Origin of the sequence: Bdellovibrio sp. GT3, assembly GCF_037996765.1 — a bacterium.
Lineage (GTDB): Bacteria > Bdellovibrionota > Bdellovibrionia > Bdellovibrionales > Bdellovibrionaceae > Bdellovibrio.
This window is the reverse complement of sequence record NZ_JBBNAD010000005.1, coordinates 1,250,972-1,274,504: the sequence shown is the minus strand read 5'-3', so window position 1 is coordinate 1,274,504 and position 23,533 is coordinate 1,250,972. Positions and strand designations below refer to the sequence as shown.

24 protein-coding genes are annotated in these 23,533 nt (G+C 46.2%); 10 read left to right on the top strand and 14 right to left on the bottom strand.

The window, feature by feature from the left end; genetic code table 11:
• Window positions 1–131: 131 nt before the first annotated feature.
• Complete coding sequence (locus AAAA73_RS13580; RefSeq protein WP_340599017.1) at window positions 132–1,187, bottom strand: sigma-54 interaction domain-containing protein; 1,056 nt, start codon at window positions 1,185–1,187, stop codon at window positions 132–134.
• Between the two features lie 186 nt (window positions 1,188–1,373).
• Here AAAA73_RS13580 and AAAA73_RS13575 point away from each other — a divergent pair, with 186 nt between their 5' ends.
• Window positions 1,374–2,267 carry a tyrosine-type recombinase/integrase gene (locus AAAA73_RS13575; RefSeq protein ID WP_340599015.1) on the top strand — a complete coding sequence of 298 codons (894 nt, stop codon included), beginning with the start codon at window positions 1,374–1,376 and terminating at the stop codon, window positions 2,265–2,267.
• Between the two features lie 142 nt (window positions 2,268–2,409).
• Window positions 2,410–4,812: an arylsulfatase gene (locus AAAA73_RS13570; RefSeq protein ID WP_340599013.1), complete on the top strand. Its 2,403-nt coding sequence runs from the start codon at window positions 2,410–2,412 to the stop codon at window positions 4,810–4,812.
• Between the two features lie 11 nt (window positions 4,813–4,823).
• Here the strand turns inward: AAAA73_RS13570 and recO are convergent, their stop codons facing one another.
• Both recO and AAAA73_RS13560 read right to left on the bottom strand, forming a co-directional pair.
• Entirely contained in the window at window positions 4,824–5,423 is a 600-nt protein-coding gene (gene recO, locus AAAA73_RS13565; RefSeq protein WP_340599011.1) for a DNA repair protein RecO, read from the bottom strand.
• 9 nt (window positions 5,424–5,432) lie between these two features.
• Window positions 5,433–6,419 (bottom strand): hypothetical protein, encoded by a 987-nt coding sequence (locus AAAA73_RS13560; protein ID WP_340599010.1) that lies wholly within the window; start codon window positions 6,417–6,419, stop codon window positions 5,433–5,435.
• A 251-nt stretch (window positions 6,420–6,670) separates the two neighbouring features.
• Between AAAA73_RS13560 and AAAA73_RS13555 the strand changes: the two genes are divergently transcribed.
• The 4 genes from AAAA73_RS13555 to AAAA73_RS13540 all read left to right on the top strand — a co-directional run bounded on the left by AAAA73_RS13555 (window position 6,671) and on the right by AAAA73_RS13540 (window position 11,415).
• Window positions 6,671–7,777, top strand: a complete 1,107-nt coding sequence (locus AAAA73_RS13555; RefSeq protein WP_340599008.1) for a fatty acid desaturase — start codon at window positions 6,671–6,673, stop codon at window positions 7,775–7,777.
• Between the two features lie 165 nt (window positions 7,778–7,942).
• On the top strand, window positions 7,943–9,409 hold the full coding sequence (locus AAAA73_RS13550) for a class I SAM-dependent methyltransferase (RefSeq protein WP_340599006.1): 1,467 nt from the start codon (window positions 7,943–7,945) through the stop codon (window positions 9,407–9,409).
• A gap of 177 nt (window positions 9,410–9,586) precedes the next feature.
• A complete protein-coding gene (locus tag AAAA73_RS13545; RefSeq protein WP_340599005.1) occupies window positions 9,587–10,966 on the top strand; it encodes a hypothetical protein in 1,380 nt (459 codons plus the stop codon).
• On the top strand, window positions 10,954–11,415 hold the full coding sequence (locus AAAA73_RS13540; protein ID WP_340599003.1) for a hypothetical protein: 462 nt from the start codon (window positions 10,954–10,956) through the stop codon (window positions 11,413–11,415). The genes AAAA73_RS13545 and AAAA73_RS13540 overlap by 13 nt, the downstream gene beginning before the upstream one ends.
• On the opposite strand, the gene AAAA73_RS13535 is transcribed toward AAAA73_RS13540, so the two are convergent.
• Complete coding sequence (locus AAAA73_RS13535) at window positions 11,416–12,324, bottom strand: LysR family transcriptional regulator (protein WP_340599001.1); 909 nt, start codon at window positions 12,322–12,324, stop codon at window positions 11,416–11,418.
• A 104-nt stretch (window positions 12,325–12,428) separates the two neighbouring features.
• Here AAAA73_RS13535 and AAAA73_RS13530 point away from each other — a divergent pair, with 104 nt between their 5' ends.
• Entirely contained in the window at window positions 12,429–13,421 is a 993-nt protein-coding gene (locus AAAA73_RS13530) for a TerC family protein (protein ID WP_340599000.1), read from the top strand.
• Here AAAA73_RS13530 and AAAA73_RS13525 read toward each other — a convergent pair.
• Entirely contained in the window at window positions 13,418–13,723 is a 306-nt protein-coding gene (locus tag AAAA73_RS13525) for a putative quinol monooxygenase (protein ID WP_340598999.1), read from the bottom strand. The two genes, AAAA73_RS13530 and AAAA73_RS13525, sit on opposite strands and share 4 nt — an antisense overlap.
• 83 nt (window positions 13,724–13,806) lie before the next feature.
• On the opposite strand from AAAA73_RS13525, the gene thpR reads away from it, so the two are divergent.
• On the top strand, window positions 13,807–14,415 hold the full coding sequence (gene thpR / locus AAAA73_RS13520) for an RNA 2',3'-cyclic phosphodiesterase (protein WP_340598998.1): 609 nt from the start codon (window positions 13,807–13,809) through the stop codon (window positions 14,413–14,415).
• Here thpR and AAAA73_RS13515 read toward each other — a convergent pair.
• From AAAA73_RS13515 to AAAA73_RS13505, 3 genes are all read right to left on the bottom strand, one after another.
• A complete protein-coding gene (locus AAAA73_RS13515) occupies window positions 14,395–14,790 on the bottom strand; it encodes a hypothetical protein (RefSeq protein WP_340598997.1) in 396 nt (131 codons plus the stop codon). The two genes, thpR and AAAA73_RS13515, sit on opposite strands and share 21 nt — an antisense overlap.
• Window positions 14,791–14,862: 72 nt before the next feature.
• Window positions 14,863–15,201: an ArsC/Spx/MgsR family protein gene (locus AAAA73_RS13510; RefSeq protein ID WP_340598996.1), complete on the bottom strand. Its 339-nt coding sequence runs from the start codon at window positions 15,199–15,201 to the stop codon at window positions 14,863–14,865.
• 2 nt (window positions 15,202–15,203) lie between these two features.
• On the bottom strand, window positions 15,204–15,752 hold the full coding sequence (locus tag AAAA73_RS13505; protein ID WP_340598995.1) for a glutathione peroxidase: 549 nt from the start codon (window positions 15,750–15,752) through the stop codon (window positions 15,204–15,206).
• 159 nt (window positions 15,753–15,911) lie between these two features.
• On the opposite strand from AAAA73_RS13505, the gene AAAA73_RS13500 reads away from it, so the two are divergent.
• Entirely contained in the window at window positions 15,912–16,106 is a 195-nt protein-coding gene (locus AAAA73_RS13500; protein WP_340598994.1) for a hypothetical protein, read from the top strand.
• A gap of 62 nt (window positions 16,107–16,168) precedes the next feature.
• Window positions 16,169–17,278: a S41 family peptidase gene (locus AAAA73_RS13495; RefSeq protein ID WP_340598993.1), complete on the top strand. Its 1,110-nt coding sequence runs from the start codon at window positions 16,169–16,171 to the stop codon at window positions 17,276–17,278.
• Between the two features lie 112 nt (window positions 17,279–17,390).
• Here the strand turns inward: AAAA73_RS13495 and AAAA73_RS13490 are convergent, their stop codons facing one another.
• The 6 genes from AAAA73_RS13490 to AAAA73_RS13465 are packed head-to-tail and all read right to left on the bottom strand — an operon-like array spanning window position 17,391 to window position 23,409.
• A complete protein-coding gene (locus tag AAAA73_RS13490) occupies window positions 17,391–17,915 on the bottom strand; it encodes a NuoI/complex I 23 kDa subunit family protein (RefSeq protein ID WP_340598992.1) in 525 nt (174 codons plus the stop codon).
• A complete protein-coding gene (locus tag AAAA73_RS13485) occupies window positions 17,912–19,477 on the bottom strand; it encodes a 2Fe-2S iron-sulfur cluster-binding protein (protein WP_340598990.1) in 1,566 nt (521 codons plus the stop codon). Before AAAA73_RS13485 ends, AAAA73_RS13490 begins: the two co-directional genes overlap by 4 nt.
• On the bottom strand, window positions 19,458–20,750 hold the full coding sequence (gene nuoF / locus AAAA73_RS13480; protein ID WP_340598989.1) for an NADH-quinone oxidoreductase subunit NuoF: 1,293 nt from the start codon (window positions 20,748–20,750) through the stop codon (window positions 19,458–19,460). Before nuoF ends, AAAA73_RS13485 begins: the two co-directional genes overlap by 20 nt.
• Complete coding sequence (locus AAAA73_RS13475; RefSeq protein ID WP_340598987.1) at window positions 20,750–21,223, bottom strand: NADH-quinone oxidoreductase subunit NuoE family protein; 474 nt, start codon at window positions 21,221–21,223, stop codon at window positions 20,750–20,752. Before AAAA73_RS13475 ends, nuoF begins: the two co-directional genes overlap by 1 nt.
• A gap of 22 nt (window positions 21,224–21,245) precedes the next feature.
• Entirely contained in the window at window positions 21,246–22,928 is a 1,683-nt protein-coding gene (gene nuoD / locus AAAA73_RS13470) for an NADH dehydrogenase (quinone) subunit D (RefSeq protein ID WP_340598986.1), read from the bottom strand.
• On the bottom strand, window positions 22,915–23,409 hold the full coding sequence (locus tag AAAA73_RS13465) for an NADH-quinone oxidoreductase subunit B (RefSeq protein ID WP_340599376.1): 495 nt from the start codon (window positions 23,407–23,409) through the stop codon (window positions 22,915–22,917). The genes nuoD and AAAA73_RS13465 overlap by 14 nt, the downstream gene beginning before the upstream one ends.
• Window positions 23,410–23,533 lie beyond the last annotated feature (124 nt).

The following is a 23,533-nucleotide window of genomic DNA, read 5'->3' as shown; positions in this document are numbered from 1 at the left end:
TAAAAAGCACTTCCCAGCCCATCCAAATAAAAAAGGCCCAGTGAGGGAAGAGAGAGGAACCCCACTGAGCCATAGAACGTTATTTAATTTTGGGAAGTGAAGACCTACTCCGACGAAGTCGGAGTGTAGACCTACTTAGCTGGCTTCGTGTGAACTGCGAATTTTTCGAACTCGCCGTACTCATGAAGTTTGTTATAAAGAGTCTTGATCGTGATACCCAAGTTGTTTGCCGCTTGAGTTTTGTTACCACCGAAGTGCTGAAGAGCCTTCAAGATGTAACGCTTCTCAAGATCATGCAAAGTCATGTTTGGATCATACTCGATCACGTCTTTTTGAGTCTCAGGGTTTCTGATGTTCTCTGGAAGATCGTTCAACATGATCATGTGACCGTCAGACAGGATCTGAAGGCGCTCACATACGTTTTGAAGTTCACGGATGTTTCCTGGCCACTCGTATTTCATCAAAACTTTCATCGCGTCTTCAGAAACTGAACGACCACGGTTCAAGTATGCATGCTGAGAGTTATTCAAGAAATGGTTGATCAAAGAAGGAATGTCTTCCTTACGACGACGAAGTGGCGGAGCACTTACTACGATCGTGTTGATACGATAGAAAAGGTCTTCACGGAAGTTACCGCGAACAACTTCTTGATCCAACTCACGGTTCGTCGCACAGATCAGACGGATATCAACTTTGATTGGCTCTTTGCCGCCTACGCGGAACATTTCGCCTTCTTGGATGAAGCGCAAAAGTTTAGCCTGGATAGCTGGATCAAGTTCACCGATTTCGTCCAGGAACAATGTCCCGCCGTTAGCAGCTTCAGCCAAACCGATTTTACGGTTGTAAGCGCCAGTGAAAGAACCTTTTTCGTGACCGAACAACTCAGACTCTAGCAATGTTTCGCGAAGAGCTCCGCAGTTGATAGCGATAAATGGTTTGTTTTTACGGTTTGAACGCTCATGGATGGAGCGAGCGATCAACTCTTTACCTGTACCTGACTCACCAAGTACCAGGATATTCGCGCCAGATGGAGCTACGCGATCGATCATTTTCATCAGGTTGCCCATAACTTCAGAAGTGTAGACGATGGTCTTGTTTTCCATCACTTTGGAAGTTGTGTTTGTATTCCACATGATTTGGTTAGCATTCTGAGAAGAGGGCAGGATCGTAGAATTGTTATCGTTCATGGCTCCACCTTTCGGTAACGTTCTTCTAAAGAGTTTTGGTAGCTGTCTCACTTTGAATGACTCAGTGTGATACGCTTCCGACGCATTGAGTTATAACCTTAGTCCTGTACCTTTTTCAATAAAAAAAATGCATGGCGTTATATTTTTTTTATCCGTCATGCCCGGAGCCGACACTTCAGGGTGCTTATGAGCAAGGCTTTTCAGCTCTCTAAAAATATAGATAAGTATTTGAAATACATGGCCTTTGTCAAATCGGCCTCGCCCCTTACAATCAAGCACTACACCCTCGATTTGCAGCAGGCCTTCGAGTTGGACAAAAACTCACAATCCGAGAAAACCTCATGGTCTGAGGCCGAATTGATGGGTTCGGTGCGGGCTGCTTTCAACCGTTGGGCCTCCCTTTCTCTGGCTTCCCGGAACCGAAAAGCCGCCACTTTGAAGAGTTTTTTTAACTGGGCCTACACGGAAGAGAATCTGCTGGAGCGGAATCTCGCGATACAGGTGGTGTGCCCGAAGGTGCCTCGCAAGCTGCCACATTTTTTGAGTGTTGATGAAGCACTTGCTGTGCTTCACACCTTTGATCGTGAACATCAAGTGCCCTTGAATGAGAAAGTTTTGTTCTTACTTCTTTACGGTGGTGGTCTGCGTATCAGCGAAGCCTGCAATCTGCGTTGGTCTTCCGTGCAACTACCGCAAAAAACTTTGCGCGTGCTGGGTAAGGGAAACAAAGAACGTGTGGTCGCGCTTCCCCAGATGACTGTGCAGGTTTTGCAGCGCTGGAAAAAAGAATGTGGCTTTGATGATTTTATTTTCGGTGAAAAACCGCTGGTGCAAAGAACTGCTTACGAAATGGTTCGAAAGAGTGGGCAACGCGCTGGTCTTTTAAAACCGCTGCATCCCCACGCCCTAAGACACAGCTTTGCCACTCACCTATTATCGAGTGGTGCAAACTTAAGAACACTACAGGAAATGCTTGGTCACGAAAGCCTGCAAGCGACGGAAAAGTACACCCATCTGGGCATCGATCAATTAGCACGAACGATGGAGTCGCTTCATCCCCTCGGCAAAGGAAAGCCCTAGAGTCTCTGTCACCTCTCACTGGGTGAAAGTCAGTCCTCGCTTGAGTCCTCACAAATCTTTGAATATTGCGTTGCTGCTATATCTGCCTCCTATTTAAATTTATTTTGATTGCGAGATGCTTTGCTTCGTACTGGAGGTCTTTGTGAAGCCTAAAGATTCAAAGTCAAATAATGAGCCATCTTCCCCAACTCCCAAGATTTTACCCCGTGATGATTTTCACTTTTCTGGAAGTGTGGGACGTACCGTATTTGATTCCGATCCTGCAGAGTTCCCCCAACCGGTAGCCGCACCGGCAGGCGCCCCCAACATCGTTTTGATTCTTTTGGATGATACGGGGTTTGGTCAATTCAGCACCTTTGGCGGCGGTGTACCTTCACCCACAGTCGATAAACTTGCGGCCGAAGGACTTCGCTACAACACCTTTCACACCACAGCCCTTTGCAGTCCCACCCGTGCCGCTTTGATCACGGGCCGCAATCATCACTCCGCAACTTTTGCAGGTATTACTGAAGCAGCAACTGGATACGACGGGTATACCTGCATACTTCCAAAGAGCTGCGGCACCGTCGGAGAGGTCCTTCGTCAAAATGGCTACATGACTGCCTGGATTGGTAAAAACCACAATACGCCCACGTGGGAAACAAGCGCCGTGGGACCCTTTGATCGATGGGCGAATGGATTGGGCTTTGACTACTTTTACGGATTTAATGGCGGAGACATGGACCATTGGAATCCCGTTCTCTATGAAGACCACAAGCTGGTACCTCGCTCTCCAGATCCAGATTATCATCTGACTTCTGATCTCGCAGAGAAGGCCATCACATGGGTGCATAAGGCTAAATCCATTGCACCTGATCGTCCCTATTTTTTGTATGTGGCACCTGGAGCCACTCATGCTCCCCATCACACCCCCAAAGATTGGATTGAAAAATTCAAAGGCAAATTTGATATGGGTTGGGACAAATATCGCGAGCAGACACTGGATCGGCAAAAAAAACTGGGTGTTGTTCCTGCGGATACGAAGCTGACTGAACGCTCTCGTGGGCTGCCGGCCTGGGATTCACTGAATGCAGATCAACAGCGACTGTACAGTCGCATGATGGAGGTTTTCGCAGCTTACGGAGCGCACTGCGATCACGAGATGGGTAAAATTATCGACGCCGTAAAACAGCTTCCAGACGCTGACAACACGATGATTATCTATATACTGGGGGACAATGGCTCCAGCGCCGAAGGCGGACTTGAAGGCTCCCTCAATGAAAATGTCTTTTTCAATGGCCTTTCCGAAAAGTGGGAGGACAATTTAAAAGCCATCGATGAGTTAGGTGGTCCGAAACACTTCAATCACTTCCCATCATCCTGGGCACATGCGATGAACACTCCATTTCAATGGACCAAGCAAGTTGCAAGTCATTTCGGTGGAACCAGAAATCCGATGGTCATTTCGTGGCCGGAGAAAATCAAAGATAAAGGCGGATTAAGAAATCAGTTCCTGCATGTCATTGATATTGCGCCAACCATCTATGAAGCTTGCGGTATCACACCGCCAGCCTTGCTAAACGGAATTCAGCAAAAACCCATCGAGGGTATCAGCTTCGCATTCACCTTCGAAGATGCAAAAGCTGAATCAAAAAGAAAAACCCAGTACTTTGAATTGGCCGTCAATCGCGGCTTGTATCACAATGGTTGGATGGCTTCCTCCCCGTCTTTCGTACCTTGGGAAGCAAACCGCAACGAGAAAGATTTCAATCCAGACAAAGCGAAATGGGAGCTCTATAACATTACCGAGGATTTTTCCCAGGCGAATGATCTTAGCCAAAAGCATCCGGAAAAGCTGCGGGAACTACAGGATTTGTGGTGGGTTGAGGCCGCTAAATATCAAGTCTTGCCTCTGGATTGGCGAGGCACTGTACGTTTAAGCGATGAACTTATGGGACGCCCGAGCTTAACTCAAGGTCGCACTAAAATTGAATATTTTGAAGGCATGGTTGGCCTACCAGACAGTTCAGCTCCATCCATTCTGAATAAATCATGGGTGATTTCCGCTGCCGTGGATTTACCAGACGAGAACGCCAACGGAATGATCATCACTCACGGTGGTAACGGTGGTGGTTACGGACTCTATCTCCGAAATGGGAAGCCTTCGTTCGTTTATAACTTCCTGTCCCTGGAGAGACCTACTTTCACTTCCAAAAAGAGTCTTCCAAAAGGCAAGTCAGTTCTAACCGTTGAATTCACTTATGATGGCGGAGGACTTGGAAAGGGCGGCAAACTTAAAATGAGCTGTAACGGCGAATCACTTGTTGAAGGCCGTCTTGAGAAGACGATTCCCCTTAAGATGTCCATCATTGAAGGACTTGATGTTGGAATGGACTCTGGCTCACCGATTGATTTCACTTACGAATTGCCTTTTAAATTCACCGGTAAAATAGAAAAGGTAACCATTGAACTGAAACCTGAAGCTGCCACGCAAAAGAAAACAACATCTACGGAAAAGACTCCACCAAGTGAATACAAATCAGGAGGCGCAGAACCGGAGCTATAATTCTGTTATCTCTAAATCACGGCGTGAGCGATATAATGGCGAACCATGTTTTCGACGTTGTTCAATTCCTCGTCGACAACCTGACGATATTCCAGCAACGAGTTTGTGTCGGCCAGGTTTGTTCTAAGGAATGGCGCCATCCAGGGTTCCGGTTGAATCACGCCTTGCTGAAGCAGGAAACGCAAATAGAAATGCATTTTCAAAACCAAAACATCTTTGGCATTTTCAATCGATTTTAAAGTGTGTCCCAGAAGATTAAACAAAAAGTCGGAGTGTTTATCACCCTCCTGGGAAACTTTGGCTACGCAATCCAAAACGTGCAACGCGAATTCCAGATGGTCATAGTCCTGACGAATCCCCGCGAAGTCATTGATCAATGATGCTTCCTGCAGGGTATTCAGTTTTCCTTCTTCGGTGCTTTCTTTGTACGTGAACGTCACGAAGTGAGTGGGCTCCAGAATTCCGCCGCCAAAGCGTTTTTTGCTTTTTAAAGCCCCACGGGCAATAAAGGAACGCTTTTCCCCTTGCGGAGAAATGGCGTGCAAAATCAAGTCGGACTCACCGTACTTCATTTTGCGTAAAATAATGAATTTATCCTTTTGCTGGGACATTCCCCATATCTAAACGGTCCAAGTCTGCTCTTCAAGGAGTTCTTGGTAACTTTCGCGCAAAGCCTTCACAAATTGAGGATTCTGCAGGATTTCAGGGCCTGCGATCAGCAAGCCCCGCAATATTTCGCTGGAGGGCTGGGGCTCCCACCACGTGGAAAACATTTTAACTCCGGACCAGTGGCACATATTCGTGCTGTCAACTTCACACCAGCCTTCTTCGTTACTGATTCCCAGCTTGGCAAATGTCTTTTCCGCCAACGCCTCGGCACTGGTATCTTTAAAAACCATAACCGCACGATCATACAACCGGGATTGTTCAGAATTGAAGTACGGCTGGGCCACGTCACTCAATGCAGACTCAAAGGTGCCAATGAGTGGTGGATTCAACTTTCGACCTTCGCCAGCCAGGAGTGCTTCCTGCAAAGCTTCAGCATGATTCCACTCCATACTTTGCACCATCATCGGGGGACAGCGAAAACGCTCCCCCAGAACGGCAACTGCAAGCTCCTTGGAAACAGAACACAGTCTTACTGAGTAGGGCCGGATTTGTGGTTGCTCGTGAAAGTGATTGGCATGTGAAATTCTAAATGAATAAATACGTTTTTCATTCAGTATCTTATCGAGCTCATCAACGAAGGGATACAACTCGCCCGTCACCGGATGATCTTCGGCAAAGACGACAAAATTCGTGTCTTTTTTCAAGCCATCCGCCCACGATCTTACGTCCTGCAACTGCAAGTGCGAAAGCAAATTAACTTCGTAAGTTTCTTTGTAGTAGTATGGCAGAAGATGATCGAAGACCGGCGTTTGTCCTTTGATATATCCAATGGCTTTTTTGTGAGCCATGAACTGGGCGCTGCCTTGGGTAATTTCAAATACCGCATGAGCGATACCTTTATAGGCACGAGCTCGCAATGGATCAGGCAATCCCATTTGCGTTTTTAAAGAGTCATTCAGTTCATCCCAAGATTCTGGTCGCACCACATCGATGTACATGTATTGACGCTACCATCTATTTTGCGAAATGACTTTGGGACAAAGGTCTTATTTACCCCTTAGTTTACGAAAAAAAATAAACTTTGATACTCACCTCAAATCACTCCTAGCCACGCTCAGAAATAACAAGGTGCTTCCAGCAAGCCTTTCAACTATCTTATAACGGCATCCCACGCCTACAACCACAAGCAGCAAGGGAATTATGTATCGAAAATATTGCTGGTCTGTTAGATTTTAAGGCAGAGGTATAAATGAAAAAGAAAAAAATTGAATGGCCGGTAGCCCTCTTTTTGACTCTGAATCCACTGGTTACATTCATTCTATTGCCAGTATATTTCTACACTCAAGGTTTTGAGTGGGGAATTGCTCTGTTTGCTTTGATTTTCGCAGCAGCTACAAATCTAAGCATCACTGCTGGTTATCACCGCCTGTTTTCTCATAAAAGCTATGACGCCCATCCTATTGCGAAAGCGATCTTTCTTTTGATCGGTGCTTCCGCATTCCAAGGTTCGGCTTTGAAATGGTCTTCTGATCACCGCCGTCACCACACTCATATTGATGGCGAAAAAGATCCTTACAACATCAACGAAGGCTTCTGGTATGCACACATGGGTTGGATGTTCTTTAAGGACTCTGTTGATCAAAAAATCCAAGCCCCAGATCTTGAAAAAGACTGGATGGTTCAATTTCAGCACAAATATTACGGCTGGGTGGCTATCGCTACGGGCTTCGTGGTTCCAACTTTGATTGGTGCTGCTATGGGCTCTTGGTTGGGTGGTCTGGTAATCGCTGGCGGGCTAAGAATATTCCTTACACAACAAAGCACGTTCTTTGTGAACTCTTTGTGCCATACACTAGGCAAGCAAACCTACTCCAAAGAGATCTCTGCTCGTGACTCGTGGTTTGTCGCGGTTCTGACTCACGGTGAAGGTTACCATAACTTCCATCACAAGTTTCAGATCGACTATCGCAATGGTATCAAGTGGTACCACTGGGATCCGACAAAATGGGTGATCAAAACTTTGAATGTGATGGGTTTGGCTTACAAACTTCGTCAGATTTCAAATGTGGAAATCCTGAAAGCCCGCTTGCAGGCTGAATCTGCAGAGCTTAAAAAAGTGGGTATTGCAGATGAACACCTGACTATGATGAGAGAGAAAATCATCGAAGCACAGGCCAAGATCAAAAAGCTTCGTGAAGATTACGAACAGTTCAAAGCAGATGCTGCTCGTAAACGTGAAGAGCTGAAAGAGGCGTACGATCTAAAACTTGCAGAATTGCGCCACGAAATTGAAGTTGCCCACATCGAGTTCCAAATGGGCATGAAAATGTGGAAGCTCCACCTACAAAAAGTCTAAAAAGAATCTCAAAGCCCGCATCCAGCGGGCTTTTTTTTATTCCCTCATACAAATCAATAATAGATTTACGTCCAGAGTTTGCTGCCCAACAACGGGACTAATTGGTTTTCCGTTTATTCCTCAAAGATAATTGAAGCTATCAATGTCTTACCGAGAGGAACTTTCATGGGCGAGTCGGCATTACAACAAGAGAACTTCAGCGTCGATAAGAACGCACAACTGCGATCCATCAGACAGGACCGCAGCCTTCTGACACCACAATCCTTTTTCCTTAACTTTGAAAAATTCAGAGCCCCCCTTCACGACGTAAGCATCTTTGGCTGCTCCATTGTCGTGACACCCGAAGAACTTCCCATGGTGCAAGAGCTCATCAAAGCGAACCTCTCCACATCCGGAGCCGTTCACTTCAAGGACTCTCACCTGCAATCCCTGCAGGTTCGTTGGACCCAGTCAGAGCGCCTGGCTGACTCAAAAAACGGCGAGATCATTATCGGTCTGGACATCATGAACGAACCTTTGAACGTCGAGCTGATCAAAGCTCACGAAGCGGCCCATCTGGCCATGGAAGAACAAAACAATTACTCCCATGCGGTGGCCCAACTGCCGGTGGAGTTCAAAGTTTTCATCTATGAGCTGCGTGATTTCCTGGCCAACTTAAAACCTCGCATCGACCGGATTGAAGAAAGCAAACCCCTTCACGACTTCCACAAGGAAATGGAATTCCGTAAAGCCGTGGCTGAGGCCTTTGCCAAGTATATGAACTCGGCACTGAGCCCCAGCTACCCGCTTATTCCCGGTCTTTTGAAAGGCATGAGCAAATTCCAGCTGAAATGGGCCATGAACTTTGCCCGTGAGCAAATGGGACCGCTACTGTGGGGCGCTCCGTTCGCTCATCGTGCCTACCACAAGCCGCGTGGTTATGCCGGTGACTACGAAATGATGAATCAGCTTTACCGCGACGAGGTCGTAGGCAAAACGTTGTACGATCAATGCATTCACAAGTACTTCGTGGAAGACGCATCCGGAACCGCTGTCCGTAACCGCAGTCAATATCTGGCAAAAAAGATTCGTGAACTTTTCCAGGACACTTCGGCAGAACAGAATTTGAAAATCATGTCCATCGCCAGCGGTCCTGCAAAAGAGCAGCAGATCTTTTTACAAAACTGTCCTGAATTTTTGGACCGCCATGCTGAATTTACATGTGTCGATCAGGATGAAGAATCCTTGAAGCATGCTCACCGCCAACTTAATACCATTGATCGCAAAGTTCAGTCGGGATTCGGCTTCAAGTTTTCCAATCTGGCGATCAAGAACATCATTTCCCAGGGGTTCCCGCAGAAAGACTATGATCTGATATACACTGCAGGTTTGTTTGACTACTTTACAGAACCTATTGCGCGCCGAACTGCTGAGCGCATGCTGGATGCTGTAAAACCTGGCGGAAAAATCATCATCGGAAACTTCTGCGCGGAAAACTACAAATACGGTCCCTTCCTGGAGCTGTTTCTTGATTGGCATTTGATTTACCGTACAGAGACTGACTTGCTTCGCGTCTTCGATGGCCTCGGTTCGAAAATGTGGGTGGAAAAAGAGCCTCTGGGCGTGAATCTTTTCATCGTTATTCAAAAGTAAATATCATTCGCACTCTTAACGTTAAGTGTTCTGATTCTGTCAGGGACAGGACACTTTACGTCACCAACTCCGTCTGTCTCAGTTTGAGACAGCGAATTCAGCTCTAAGATACCGAAATCACATATGACTTATTGGCAATGATCTTGCTCCTCCAAAAAGGTGAGGAGAATCATGCCTATGAAATGGACTAACACTATATTGAAATTCAGCTTGATTGCCACATGTGGAGTCACTGTAATGACGTCCTCAAATAGCGGTACTTTTGAACTTATAGACTTGGCGTCTTCTAAGTATGTTGAAAAAATATATCCTCTCCAAACTGTGGATAAGAGCGCCCCAAAGCCAAAGAAAACTGCGCCCAAATCCACTCCTTCGACTCCGGTAGCGAAAAAAGCCAAGGTTTCAAAAGCAGCCGAAGAGTCTCTATCAAAAGCCGCAGTTCAAAAAGTTGACAGAATGAATAAAGTGAATGATCTGCTTGCATTCAGCAGAGGCGACACCGCAGATGCAGTTTCTTGTAAAAACTGTTCAAAGGCGAGTGACTTTGCAGAGATGCGCTTTAATCAATGCTCCCCAAAAAACAACTATATGGAAGAAGCCCTTGAAAGAAAGAAAACAAGCGCCTCTTACCTGGGAGCCCTGATCAGAACTCCAATTAATAAGAAACCCATCATCCGTCCGGTTTGTATCGAAACGGCCATGTATCTGCAAAGTGCTGCTTCGGGTCCGGTGGTGGACTATAAAACCTGCTCTGGTGGCAAATCCAAGAACGCCCCAGCCCGTCCTTGCGTGAGTGAAAACTACTTTACTTTGGTTAACAACAGCTTTGAAGTCGTCTCTCAATGTATGAAAAACTACATTGGTGAAGGCGAATCCGTTGCGGCTCAAAAACAAAATATCCGTACAGTGTTTGGTATGATCACGGTTGAGTCCGGCTTTCACGTTAATATCATGTCCAAAACAGGTGCCGGTGGTATCGGTCAATTTACTCAGCCGGCAATCACTGCCGTTAATAAAATGATCTCAGAAACAGAAGAGTATCTAAAGTCTCATCCAGATGCCCGCTGCCACAAGCTTGCCAATGAGTTCCTGGCTGAAGATAAACGCATGGGTGCAAAAAACTCCTGTGATCGTATCTCAATCACTGAAGGCAATCCTGTTACCAACATGATCTACACTTATGCGGCTCTTAAAGAAGCCACTGACTACTTCGACAATAACGTTTTCAACGACTCAAAAATGAAAGCCAAGTTTGCACTTTCAGCGGATGAACTTGCCAAAATCAAACGTGCGACTATGGTTTGGTCCCACAACACGGGTTACGCAGGATTGAAAACGCCGCTAACCAAGCTGCTGACGACCAAATATGCGAAAAAGAAAGTCACAAATGCTGATACATTTTTGGCAGAACTTCGGGAATACGCACGTTCCTACCCTAATAAAGGAAATGCGGGCTCCAGCGCGCGAATCAAAGAAACTGCCAACTACTATGCAAAAATCCAAACCAAGCTTGACCTGGTTGAGGATGGTGCAGCGGGGGGCTCATGCTTAAACTAATCACTTCATTTTTATCCGTCGTATTGCTTGCGCCATCATTGTCCTGGGCATTGAATGATTCCTACAGCAAGAATCTGATTGAAAAGTCAGTGGCTTCCATTGAGGCCTCCACAGATAAACGCCAACAGATGAATTTGGCCCGGGAGTTCAAACAGCTTGTAATTCAAAGAGCGGATCAGATTGGTGAGGCGTCACTGAACAATAAATCTTATGATGCAGAATCATCTGAGCTGGTTGATTTGATCGTGGCATTGGATCGCGCCACTATAAAAAAAGCCACCAAAGCCGAATGCGCCAAGGCTTTGAATGGACTTCTGACTGATGCCGGAATTGAAAATGTCGAAGAAACAGAAACACAATCCTGGAATCAACTGCAATTTTCACTGCCCGGCAAAGTTTCAGAATTTGAATTTACGGCTTTCCGAATTTTGAAAGCCATCTGCGAGTAGCTAGTCCAACGAGAACTCTTTCATTACCTGGGCCGCAATCGGATTTTCAATTTTTCGATTCGCGGCCATCAACCAGATTTCCTCATAAACACCTTTCAAGGTTCCAAGTACAATCAGCTTTCCATCCTTCGTCAGTTTTTTGGCAACAGCATCTGCCACCGGAATCAACCCAACTCCTTCTGCCCCTAACAATGTCTGCAGGCTCGTGTCCTGGATTTCCGCCACCTGATCCACCTTGATTCGATTCACCTTGAAATAGTGATCGATCTCCCGACGCAATCGACTGTGTACGGTTGGAACCACGAAGGGCTGCCCCTCAAGGCTTTGTGGAAAGTTTTTCTTAAGATGTTTGAATTTCTCTGATGCGCAAACGACAACGGGAAGCTTCGCGATGGATTTCGAATACACTGATTGAAAATCCACACTGGGAATATAGTTCGACAACAATAGATCAACATGATGATTCTCTAGCTCCCGCAATAGCTGATCCCCGGCGCCTTCGACAACCGATACGTTGCAGTTTCCGGCTTTATACGCTTGCATGATCACCTTGTGAGTAATGTCCTTTGGCACGCTGTCCAGCGCGCCGATCTGAACGTGCACACGATTATTCTGCAAACGATCCTGAAGGACCTCCACCATTTCTGCGCCCAGATTGAAAACCTGCTGCGCGTACTCAAAAGCAATCCGACCGGCCTCTGTCATATGCAGTCTTTGTTTGGATCTTTCAAAAAGACGCTTCCCTAATGACTCTTCCAGCTGCTTCAATTGTGTACTAAGCGTGGGCTGACCGACGTTGAGCTTCTCTGCCGCCTTGGCAATGCTGCCTTCCTGAGCAATCGTATAGAAATACAGCAGGTGGTGATAGTTAAGCCATTGTGAACTCTGAGTTTTAAGATCGGCCGCCAAAGTGACTCCTTCGTTAAAAACGAATAACTTGTTATAGTTTATCTATTTTTAAGAAGGTAGTATATCGTGTACATTGACAGGATTAGTTAAGGAGAGATTTTACTTTGGATCAGACTTTATTATTTCCATTTGCAGATTATTGGTGGTTTTACCTAGGATTCCTCGTTTTCGTTATCGGCATGTTAGCCTTGGACTTGGGAGTTTTCCATAAGCATTCCCATGCGGTTGGCTTTAAAGAAGCCACAGCGTGGTCCATTGCTTGGATCTCGCTGGCATTGGTATTTAACGGAATTCTGTATGCCTACACGTTATTCAAGTTTGGCGACCAAGCGATAGCCAATCAAGTCGGATTGGAGTTCCTGACCGGCTATGTGATTGAAAAGGCCCTGTCGGTCGATAATATCTTCGTGTTTGTGGTTGTGTTCGGATTCTTTGGAATTCCAGCCAAGTACCAGCACCGTGTCTTGTTCTTTGGTATCATCGGTGCCCTGATCTTCCGCGCGATCTTTATTGCCTTGGGTTCAATCCTGATGCAGTACCAAGCTGTGGTTCTGATTTTTGGTGTCTTCTTGATAATCACTGGTATCAAGATGATGTTCCAAAGCGAAGGTTCAGTGGATCCGTCAAATAACTGGCTGCTAAAGTTCATGCGCAAGCACATCCGCATCACAGACCGCATGCATGAAGATCACTTCTTCGTAACTCAGAACGGTCTTAAATATGCGACTCCGTTATTTGTGGCTTTAATCTTCCTTGAGTTCACGGATGTTATCTTCGCAGTGGATAGCGTCCCTGCGATTTTTGCCGTCACTAAAGAGCCTTTGATAGTGTTCACCTCCAATATCTTTGCGATCCTGGGATTGCGTTCGTTGTACTTCCTGTTGGCTGGAGTGGTCGACAAGTTCCACTTGTTGAAGTACGGCCTGGCATTCACGTTGATTTTCGTGGGATTGAAAATGACTTGGTTGAACAAGTTGTTCGGTGGTCACTTCCCAATCGGTATTTCATTGGCAATTATCGCTCTTTTCATCGGTGGATCGGTGGCTTTGTCACTTCTATTCCCACAGAAAAAAGAGAACGATTCGACCAAATCCTAAAGGGTCATTGGTTGCCCGCCACGCGATTCGTAAGTCGTGATGGTGGGCGGAATGACCGCATATTTTGGCAGAAGCCCGAAGAATTCTTTCGTGTAGGGCTTTTCCAGATGAGAATTCAAATCCTCCCAGCTTTTCCAGGTTTCAATAAACATAAATACACCTGGCTCTAGTGGATCTTCATAAAATTCATAGCTGATGCAACCCTTGTCGGCACGGGCGGGATTGACCATTATTGCTGCTAAACCAACGAACTCGGCTTCACGGTCCGCTTTCACTTGGATTTTGGAAGTCATCACAATCATAAATTTCCTCCCCGTTTTGTTAGTTTATCAGTCTTCACAAGAATTCGTCTTGGTGAACCGGGATTTTCTGCTAAAATGAATTTATGAATAAACGCCTGTTCTTTGCCTTGAACGCGACGGATCCCCTTTCGACAACCTTCTTGCCGACTTACAAAAAATTGCGAATCAATGCGGATCAAAAGGAAATGGTGATCAAGTGGGTCCCCTTGGACAACTTTCACGTCACCATCAGCTTCCTTGGCGATTGCCCAGAAGAGAACATCCCAGCCTTAGGTCTGGCTTTGCAGGAGGCTTGCGCACAGACGCAACCCTTTCAACTGAAGATCGAAGACATGGGAGCCTTTTCAAACGAACACGATGCCCGAACTTTGTGGTTGGGCGTTCAAAACAAAAAATGCCTGGGTGAGTTCAAGGATCTGCTGGATGGAATCCTAAAAGAACGCGGACTTCTGACTTTTATTGATCAAAGGGAATTTAAACCACACTTAACGATTGGTCGCCTGCGCAACCCTCGCAGTGTTAAAGACATGCTTTCTCCGTTTAAACGCAAAAGCTTCGGCAAACTGCAGGTGAATGAAATTGTGCTGTATGAATCCAAACTGGCAGGAGCATTCCCCGTTTACACGCCGGTATTCCGGGCGGAACTAACAGGGAAGCCTACAGAGGAAGAATTAGATTCCTCGGCCGTATAAGTTAACGATCGAGCGGCCGTGAGCAAAAACCATATACAGGCGCCCGGAATACATTTTCTTTTCACGGGGCCAGAAGAACGTGCGAACTGTGCACTTCTGTCCCACAGGAAGAGAATCCGGACAGTTCGTGGAAGCGTTGAACCAGGAACCCGCAATCAAAAGCTTTTTCAATTCCAAGGGCTCATCCCCGGCTGAAGTCACCGTAAAATCAACATACTTGCGGGAGTTCACAAACGTCGCTCCGAAATCAAAGCGGTAGTATTGATCCTGCCCCATCAAAGACAATGGCTGCATCATTTCAATTTCAGCCTGCGGCTGGGCAAATGAACAAAGAGGAAGAAAGCCTACAAGTATTGCGACAAAGATGTTTTTCACTGAAACCCCCTATCCCAAGCGTACCGCTTGGGACGAGAATCGAGAATAGAAAATCGACGGGATACAGGAGAACTATTTAGCTGGCAGGATTTTTTCGAGGGGCCGGCCGATGGTGGCTTTGCTGTCGGAAACCAGAATTGGGCGTTCCATTAGTTTTGGTTTTTCCGCCAGGTTTGCAATGACTTCTTCAGGGTTGTTTACGTCGAAGGGCGCTTCGGTGAATAGGGACTCTTTGATGCGAACCAAACTCGACACCGGAGTGTCGAGTTTTTTGATTAATTCACGAAGTTCTGCTTCATCTAATGGTTTCTCCAGATACTTGCGCACCTCTAGATCTTTCTCGGATCGAAGAGCTTCAACGGCCTCGCGGCTTTTGCTGCAGCTGGGATTGTGAAGCAGAACCCTGGACATGCTTAGCGAGCCAACTCTGCTTCGATGGCTTTGATGATTGTTGCATCTTCCGGAGTCATGTCTGGAGCAAAACGCGCAACCACTTTGCCATTTTTACCGATCAAAAACTTTTCGAAGTTCCACATGATCTCAGAAGGACCGCCCGAAAGAAGACCGTGCTCCTCCAGAACGCCTTTTAGTTTTCCATCCGGGACCTGCTGCGCTGTTGGCTGCAAAGAAGTCAGTTGCTTGTAAAGTGGATGCTGCCCTTCGCCCTTCACCACCATTTTTGCAAAGACCGGGAACTTAACGCCAAATTGCGTGCGGCAGAATTCCTGAATCTGCTCATTCGTGCCAGGCTCTTGAGCGCCGAATTCATTCGCTGGGAACCCCAACACATGAAAGCCTTTGGATTCGTATTTTTGATGAACCTTTTCAAGTCCCTCGTACTGCGGAGTCAGTCCGCATTCTGAAGCCACATTAACTACCAATAGAACCTTGCCGCTGTAATCAGCCAAAGTTGCTTTCTTGCCGTCTGCTTTGTTGAATTCGATTTGATTGAGTGCGCTCATGGGATTCCTTTCGCTCGGCATTTATACCGACCACTGTATGAATGTTCTAAGCATACTAGATGGAGTGCTGCCATCAAACAGTAATTGTTGAAGTAAACCCAAAGCACCCCTAATATCGAAGAGAAGGGCTCACAATGCAGAGCACCTTTTGGAGAATTTATGAAGTTTGTTAAAGTCACACGCGGCTACGAAGTTATACATCTGAACGTAGACCATATTCACTTCATGTCTGAAGCCGAGAAAAACACCGACGAAGGCAGAGCCTGGGTGACAACCATCCGTTTCAGCCTTGAGCCCCACGATAAAATCGAAGTCAAAGAACGTATCGAAGATATTCTGAAACAGCTTTCCTAGAGAAGTTGGTGCTCCCGCAAAGTCCCTTGGACTCAAAGCCGTGGGATTATAAAAGGAAATACATGTCATACGATCTTTCTTTAGACCCAAAAACATCAGCCAACTCAGATCGTGTGCTTTCCGGCGAAGAGGTCCTGCAAGATATCAAAGTGCTTATCTATGCTTTGGAAAATGCTTATCCTGCTGTTTGGAAAATACCCGCGAGGGAATGGTCTCAGATTATTTCCAAACTTGAAAACCTGCGACCATCGCAGAATATAAGCAGTAGAGATCTTGGCACTATTCTGGCCGATGTACTTTGGGAAATTCCCGATGGTCACTTGAAAGTCAGACTGACCACTGAAACACTTGGAGAGAAACTCCGAACACATCTGCGCAAACCTTCAACTGGAAGAAACATTTCTGAAGGTCAGGTTTGGAAAATCGAAAATCACAAAGCCGATTCCCAAACGATCCCCGTTGTGGGCATTTCCTGGTTTCCTCAATCAAGCGAAGCACATTGGAATGGATTTCTGGAAGAAATTGAAAGGTTAATTTCATTTCCAACTATCGTATTTGATCTTCGTGGAAATTTCGGAGGCGACGATTCCAAGTCCATTGAAATGATGTCCTTACTGCTGGGAAAACCCCTTGAGTTTGATTGGCTCAGGGACATAGTTTGCGTATCAACCGAGGCCTACACTCTTCAAGCCAACACATATTCAAAAATCATTTGGAATGGCTATACATCGAAGAATTTGACTCCCCCAGATGCGTTGGCAAATGAACTAGCTTCATTCAAAGATAAGGCCGTAGCTCTTAAAGGCAAACCACCTGAAAAAGAAATTTTCGAAAGTAGCCCTGCGCAGGAAAAAATCAGCCAACCAAAATACTCTGGGAAAATAGTTGTTTTAATTGATTCAGAAACGTCCTCAAGCGGCGAATGGACAGCCCTTTACTTGAAAAGACATCCAAACACTGTACTGGTGGGTGAAAATACCTATGGTATGATTCACTTCGGAAACTCAGGCACCTTAAGACTTCCGAACAGTCAGTTAGAGGTCACCTTGTGTATGAAAATCAACGAACTCACAGATGGAAGCTTCTACGAAAAAACCGGGATTCCCGCTGACATCACCGTAAAAAACCAAGATTCCTTAACCCACGTCCTATCAAACCTAATTTCCACGTAATATCCACACCCGCTACGGATGTAGAAATTGCGACTCGGAAATAAAAAAAGGACCGGGTTTCCCCAGTCCTTCAAACTTCCATTTTCGATTGTGGATTTTCAACAAGAGATCTTTAGATCCCCTGTTTGTGGCGTTCTTCGTCATCAACGTGAGTTTGGATACCACCCTTAAGATTCGGACGGTAAGCCAAGTGGTTGATGTCGTAAATGAACTGACCACCGTTCAATGCCGGAGTTTGCCACTCAGGCCCCAAACGGATCGCGTCCACTGGGCAGGCTTCTTCGCAGAAACCGCAGAATACGCAACGAAGGATATCGATCTCATAAGCAATAGGGAATTTCTCTACCGCTGGATCGTTATGTTCAGCCGCAACGATTTTGATACATTCAGCAGGACAGTTCGTCGCGCACAACATACAAGCTGTGCAACGAAGAGAACCGTCTTTCTTAACTGTCAAAACGTGATTACCTTTGAAGCGCGGAGAATAATCATTCATTTGCTCCGGGTAGTTCAAAGTCATCATTTTTTTGCGGTTCAAAAGATTGCCTACCATGTGTTTCATGGTCACAGACAAGCCACCTAATACACCCGGCAAGTACCACTTGGACTTTTCGGAGTTATTTTGCATTACGCTCATAGGCTACCTCTTCTGAATACAAACTCGTTCTTTTTACGTGCTTCCAATTCAACTTGGTCAGGACGTTGATTTGTTGGCATGAATGGAGCCATCATTGGCATTGCCAGGTTTTTACCAGACAACAACAACGCCGCTTCAGTCACAGTCAAAGCTTCAGAAACCACATTCGTCACTTTTTTGATCTTTTGTTCAAGACCAGAGTGATTGATGAATGTGCCGTCTTTTTCCACGAACGTTTTCATTGGAATGATCCAAACGTTACCTGTCAAAGCCGTCAAAGCCTCGTTCTTACCTGCTTGCATCCAGATCAAGTTCTGAGCTTTGGAAAGCTCTTTCAACTTCTCGTTGTACTCTGGGAATACAGCTTGGTTTTCCGGACCGGCTACAACCACAGTTTTGATGGAACCGTTAGCAAGACCTGCAGACAAGTCAGTCCAAGTTGCAGAGATGCCGTATTTTTCCATAACTTTCAGCAAGCCTTTAGTATTTGGATTTTTATCTCCGCGAGATAGCAATCCGTCAAAGCTGTCGAAAGTTTCTTTGTTGTTGATCCAGAAGAATACTTTTTTAGTTTTAAATTCTTCAACGAACGTCTTGATGATCGCTTCGTACTCTTCAACAGTGTACTGAGCCGTCAACACCAACGCCACAGCATCGCCTGAAGTACTTTTCAATACTTCGCTTGCGCTCTTGGCTGCCGCACCTGGAGCCATTTCAGTTCCGCGAGCAATACCTTTCAAAAGGCGCGCTTCACGATTTACGAACTTATAGGCATTACGACCGCTGTCGCACATCCAGTGACCGTTTACTTGTTCATTGTAAACTGGCTTGATACGGAAAAGACCTTCCTTGTTGTAGTACACCTTGATGTTACAACCTGTGGAGCAACCGTTACAAACGCTGTCGCCATCTTTTAGATACCAAACGCGCTGACGGAAACGGAAGTCTTTGGAAGTCAATGCACCCACTGGGCAGATATCAACTGTATTCAAAGAGTATTTGTTATCCAAAGGCATGCCATCGTGAGTGCCGATTTCAGTACGGTCACCACGGTTGAACAGACCCAATTCGTTTGTTTTGGAAACTTCCTCAGTGAAACGCACGCAGCGAGAGCACAGGATACAACGTTCAGAATCCAGAACCACTGTCGGTCCCAAATCCACAACTTTGTGCTTTTTAACTTTTGCTTCGGCCATTTCAGGATCGTACTTACCGTACTCCATATACTGGTCTTGCAATCCGCACTCACCAGCCTGGTCACAAATAGGACAATCCAAAGGATGGTTGATCAAGTGGAAGTCCAGACCCCACTTAACAGTGTCTTTTACTTTTTCAGACGTGTTATTGATCTTCATTCCCTCAGTAACCATGGTGTTACATGCGATCTGTACACGTGGATTTCCTTCGATCTCCACAACACACAGACGACAAACACCGGCTACGCTCAATCCCGGATGCCAGCAATAGTGAGCGATACGATCGCCCGACACTTGCATCGCTTCGATGATCGACGTGCCTTCTTTTACTTCGACTTCTTTGCCATTAATGGTGCATTTCGGCATATGTCGTTCCTTTTACTTTCGAGCGTCCTTCACGGACATAGAATTCAAATTCATCTCTAAATTTAGTTACAAAGCTTAGAACCGGCAAAGCAGCAGCGTCTGAAAGAGCGCAGATTGTTTTACCTTTCATGTTGTCAGCGACTTTGATCAACAGGTCGATATCCTGAAGACGGCCACGGCCTTCAAGGATCGAGTGAAGGATCTTATCCAACCAACCCGTACCTTCACGGCATGGAGTACATTGACCGCAGGATTCGTGAGCATAGAAGTGAGTCAACACGCCCAACATATCAACCATACATTGAGAGTCGTCCATTACGATCACCGCGCCGGAACCAAGCATTGTGCCCAGACCTGCAAGGGATTCGTAATCAAGATTTGCTTTTCCGCACTCTTCAGCTGTCAAAACCGGAGCAGAAGAACCGCCCGGGATGATCGCTTTCAGTTTACGACCCGGCTTCATACCGCCGCACTCTTTGTTGATCAGATCAATCAAAGGGTAACCCAGTGGTACTTCGTAATTGCCAGGCTTAACAACGTTACCGGATACAGAGAACAATTTTGTTCCTGCAGATTTCTCGGTACCGTGTTTGCGATAAGCTTGAGCGCCGTCCTTAATAATATAAGTAACAGCGGCCAAAGTTTCCACGTTGTTCACGATTGTCGGTTTACGCAAGTAACCTTGAACCGCTGGGAATGGAGGTTTCAATTTTGGCTGGCCTTTCAAGCCTTCCAAAGAGGAAATCATACCCGTCTCTTCACCGCAGATATACGCGCCGGCACCACGGTACACATCAAGGTCAAAATCGAAACCTGAACCCATGATGTTTTTACCAAGAAGACCTGCATCGTAAGCTTCTTTGATCGCTTTATTCAAAACGTCGATCGGGTAAACGTATTCACCACGAACGTAGATATAACCTTTGTGAGAACCGATTGCGAAAGCAGAGATAATCATACCTTCGATCAATTGATGTGGAGCACGCTCCATCATCATACGGTCTTTGAATGTTCCCGGCTCGCCTTCATCGGCGTTGCACAGCAAGTAACGAGGTTCGCCATTTTTAGGCAAAAAGCCCCACTTCATACCTGTTGGGAATCCTGCACCACCACGACCACGAAGACCGGAAGCCTTCACTTCGTCGATGATTTGTTGCGGTTGCATTTTGAAAGCCTTAGGCAAAGTTTCATAACCGCCTTTAGCTTTATAACCAGCAAGAGTTTGGTATTCCGGCAAATGATAGTGCTCGGATAGAACTTTAATCTCAGCCATTATCTCATACCTCTCAACAAGTTCATCGCTGATTCAGGAGTCAGCTTCTCGTGATAAGTGTCGTTCACTTGCATCATCGGAGCTGTACCGCAAGAACCAAGACATTCAACTTTGGACACTGTGAAGCGGCCGTCAGCAGAAACTTCGTTGTATTTCACACCCAACTCTTTGCAGATGTGGTGAGCCATCTCACGTCCACCTTCAAGAGCGCAGGAAATGTTCGTACAAACCTGAACGTGGTACTTACCCACCGGTTTTTGGTTGAACATTGTATAGAATTTGAAAACTTCATTGATACGCGCTTCAGGAATATCCATCACTTGAGACAAGTGACGAATAATATCCGGCGTGATGAAGCCGCTATTTTCTTTTTGAGCAATATAAAGACTTGGGATAATCGCAGACTCTTTCGCCTCGTAGCGAGCAAGTTCTTTTTTTACGTTAGCCAAGCCTTGTTCAGAAAGTTTAAACATTTATGTTTCCTCCGAATTGGACCTATCGGTCCAACTCTCCCGCGATCAAGTTCATCGAAGCTACAGTTGCGATTGCATCGGCCAACATCGCACCTTTAACTACCGTCGGGAAAGACTGATAGATAGCGAAGCATGGTGGACGAACTTTCAAACGGTATGGATTCGCAGAACCGTCGCTGACCAGATGGAAGCCCAACTCACCGTTGGCTGCCTCTGTCGCGTCATAAACTTCGCCTACAGGTGGACGAAGACCTTTGATCACAAGCATGAAGTGATTCATCAGACCTTCGATGTTTCCGTAAACGTCTTTTTTCTCTGGAAGAACGATACCTTTATCGCGGATCGTGTAGTCACCCGCCGGAATGTTTTTACAAACCTGCTCGATGATACGAACGGACTGGCGCATTTCCTCGAAACGAACCAAATAACGATCATAGATATCGCCAGTTGTTCCAACCGGGATGTCGAAATCCAATTGATCGTAACCATAATAAGGAGTCGCTTTACGCAAATCCAGGCTCACACCAGAGGCACGAAGCAACGGGCCTGTGTAGCCCCACTGAATTGCGTCTGCAGCTGAAACCGCGCAAACACCACGAGTACGCTGGATGAAGATTTTATTATCAACAACCATCCCCGCCATTTCGTCAGTTCCACGGCGTAGCTCTTTACAAAGAGTCAAAACTTCGTCGAACCAGCCTTCCGGAGCGTCCTGAGCCATACCACCAACACGAGTCATGGACACTGTCAGACGGGCACCGCACAGTTTTTCAAACAAAGTATAAACTTGTTCACGCAAACCGAACATATAGAAGAAGGAAGTCAAAGCACCCAAGTCCATCGCGCCAGTACCGATTGCAATCGTATGGTCGATAACACGGGAAAGCTCAGCAAGGATAATACGCATTGCCTGTGCTTTTGGCGGAATTTCCACGCCCAACAAACGCTCTACAGTTTTGCAGTAACCGATGTTGTTCATCGGAGCAGAACAGTAGTTCAAACGATCTGTATACGGGATCACCTGATTGTACGGATGAGTCTCTGCCATTTTTTCGAAGCAGCGGTGAAGGTAACCGATTTCGTTGTTACAACGAACGATTGTCTCCCCGTCCATCTCAGCCATCACACGAAGAGTTCCGTGCATTGCTGTATGGGCCGGACCGATGTTCAAAGGAACATATTTGTCATTCAATACGTCACCCGGAGAACCCGGTTCGTTATTGAAGTGAATTGGCATGGATGCCGTACAAGCTTGTTGGTGGTCCGCTTCGTAATCTTTGCGCAGTGGATGACCCACGAATTGGTGGTGAGTCAGGATACGACGCAAATTTGGATGACCTTCGAATTTGATACCGAACATGTCATAAGCTTCACGCTCAAACCAGTCAGCACCGCGATAAGCTGGAATTGCAGTACCAACAGACTCGCCCTCACCGACTTGAGTTTTTACGCGAAGACGCGTGTTATCTTTTGAAGAGAAAAGATTGTAAACAACATCGAAACGTTTTTCGCGTGTAGGGTAATCGACACCGCAGACATCCATCAGGAAGTCGAACATGCCGGACTCACGCAAATACATCATCAAATTTGGGATGTCTTCCTTAGGCACTTCAATAACATCATCACCAACAGAGTTGGAGAATTTGAAGTTCGCTACGTTAAAGCGTCCCGCTAGGTTTTGTTTAATTGAATCAAGCTTGCTCATATGGGCTCTTCCAGTTGTCCTTCCAAGGACGAGGTGTGTGATCACCGATCATTTTTTGCAAAGCCATGATACCGTCCATCACCGCTTCTGGTGTCGGAGGGCAACCTGGGATGTAAACGTCAACAGGGATTACTTTGTCCACGCCTTGAAGAACGTGGTAAGCGCGATAGAAACCACCGGAGCTTGCACATGCGCCCATGGCAATCACGTACTTCGGCTCAAGCATTTGTTGATAGATACGAACGATGACTGGCGCCATCTTTTCTGTGATCGTACCTGCGACAACAAGAAGATCCGCCTGACGTGGAGAGAAGCGCGCAACCTCGGCTCCGAAACGAGCAAGGTCATACTTCGGTCCCATCACCGACATGAATTCGATACCGCAACAAGCAGTACCATAAGGCATTGGCCACAACGAATTTTTGCGACCCCAAGCTACGATGTGATCGAGCTTCGTGGTGAACGCAATATCGCGCGACATATCGTCCGCTGCTTGAGTTCCGAGTGCGGAACTCTGCACTTGATCTTTGTGCATAAATACACCTCTGCAATTTCAATTAGCTATCATTAAGTAACTAACGAAAAACCTTAATCCTGACAACTAG

Bases quoted from the DNA above. Each gene is read 5' to 3' on its own strand.
- AAAA73_RS13580 (WP_340599017.1), bottom strand. From the start codon at position 1,187: ATGAACGATAACAATTCTACGATCCTGCCCTCTTCTCAGAATGCTAAC.
- AAAA73_RS13575 (WP_340599015.1), top strand. From the start codon at position 1,374: ATGAGCAAGGCTTTTCAGCTCTCTAAAAATATAGATAAGTATTTGAAA.
- recO (WP_340599011.1), bottom strand. From the start codon at position 5,423: ATGTCCCAGCAAAAGGATAAATTCATTATTTTACGCAAAATGAAGTAC.
- AAAA73_RS13560 (WP_340599010.1), bottom strand. From the start codon at position 6,419: ATGTACATCGATGTGGTGCGACCAGAATCTTGGGATGAACTGAATGAC.
- AAAA73_RS13555 (WP_340599008.1), top strand. From the start codon at position 6,671: ATGAAAAAGAAAAAAATTGAATGGCCGGTAGCCCTCTTTTTGACTCTG.
- AAAA73_RS13550 (WP_340599006.1), top strand. From the start codon at position 7,943: ATGGGCGAGTCGGCATTACAACAAGAGAACTTCAGCGTCGATAAGAAC.
- AAAA73_RS13545 (WP_340599005.1), top strand. From the start codon at position 9,587: ATGAAATGGACTAACACTATATTGAAATTCAGCTTGATTGCCACATGT.
- AAAA73_RS13540 (WP_340599003.1), top strand. From the start codon at position 10,954: ATGCTTAAACTAATCACTTCATTTTTATCCGTCGTATTGCTTGCGCCA.
- AAAA73_RS13525 (WP_340598999.1), bottom strand. From the start codon at position 13,723: ATGATTGTGATGACTTCCAAAATCCAAGTGAAAGCGGACCGTGAAGCC.
- thpR (WP_340598998.1), top strand. From the start codon at position 13,807: ATGAATAAACGCCTGTTCTTTGCCTTGAACGCGACGGATCCCCTTTCG.
- AAAA73_RS13510 (WP_340598996.1), bottom strand. From the start codon at position 15,201: ATGTCCAGGGTTCTGCTTCACAATCCCAGCTGCAGCAAAAGCCGCGAG.
- AAAA73_RS13505 (WP_340598995.1), bottom strand. From the start codon at position 15,752: ATGAGCGCACTCAATCAAATCGAATTCAACAAAGCAGACGGCAAGAAA.
- AAAA73_RS13500 (WP_340598994.1), top strand. From the start codon at position 15,912: ATGAAGTTTGTTAAAGTCACACGCGGCTACGAAGTTATACATCTGAAC.
- AAAA73_RS13495 (WP_340598993.1), top strand. From the start codon at position 16,169: ATGTCATACGATCTTTCTTTAGACCCAAAAACATCAGCCAACTCAGAT.
- AAAA73_RS13490 (WP_340598992.1), bottom strand. From the start codon at position 17,915: ATGAGCGTAATGCAAAATAACTCCGAAAAGTCCAAGTGGTACTTGCCG.
- AAAA73_RS13485 (WP_340598990.1), bottom strand. From the start codon at position 19,477: ATGCCGAAATGCACCATTAATGGCAAAGAAGTCGAAGTAAAAGAAGGC.
- nuoF (WP_340598989.1), bottom strand. From the start codon at position 20,750: ATGGCTGAGATTAAAGTTCTATCCGAGCACTATCATTTGCCGGAATAC.
- AAAA73_RS13475 (WP_340598987.1), bottom strand. From the start codon at position 21,223: ATGTTTAAACTTTCTGAACAAGGCTTGGCTAACGTAAAAAAAGAACTT.
- nuoD (WP_340598986.1), bottom strand. From the start codon at position 22,928: ATGAGCAAGCTTGATTCAATTAAACAAAACCTAGCGGGACGCTTTAAC.
- AAAA73_RS13465 (WP_340599376.1), bottom strand. From the start codon at position 23,409: ATGTCGCGCGATATTGCGTTCACCACGAAGCTCGATCACATCGTAGCT.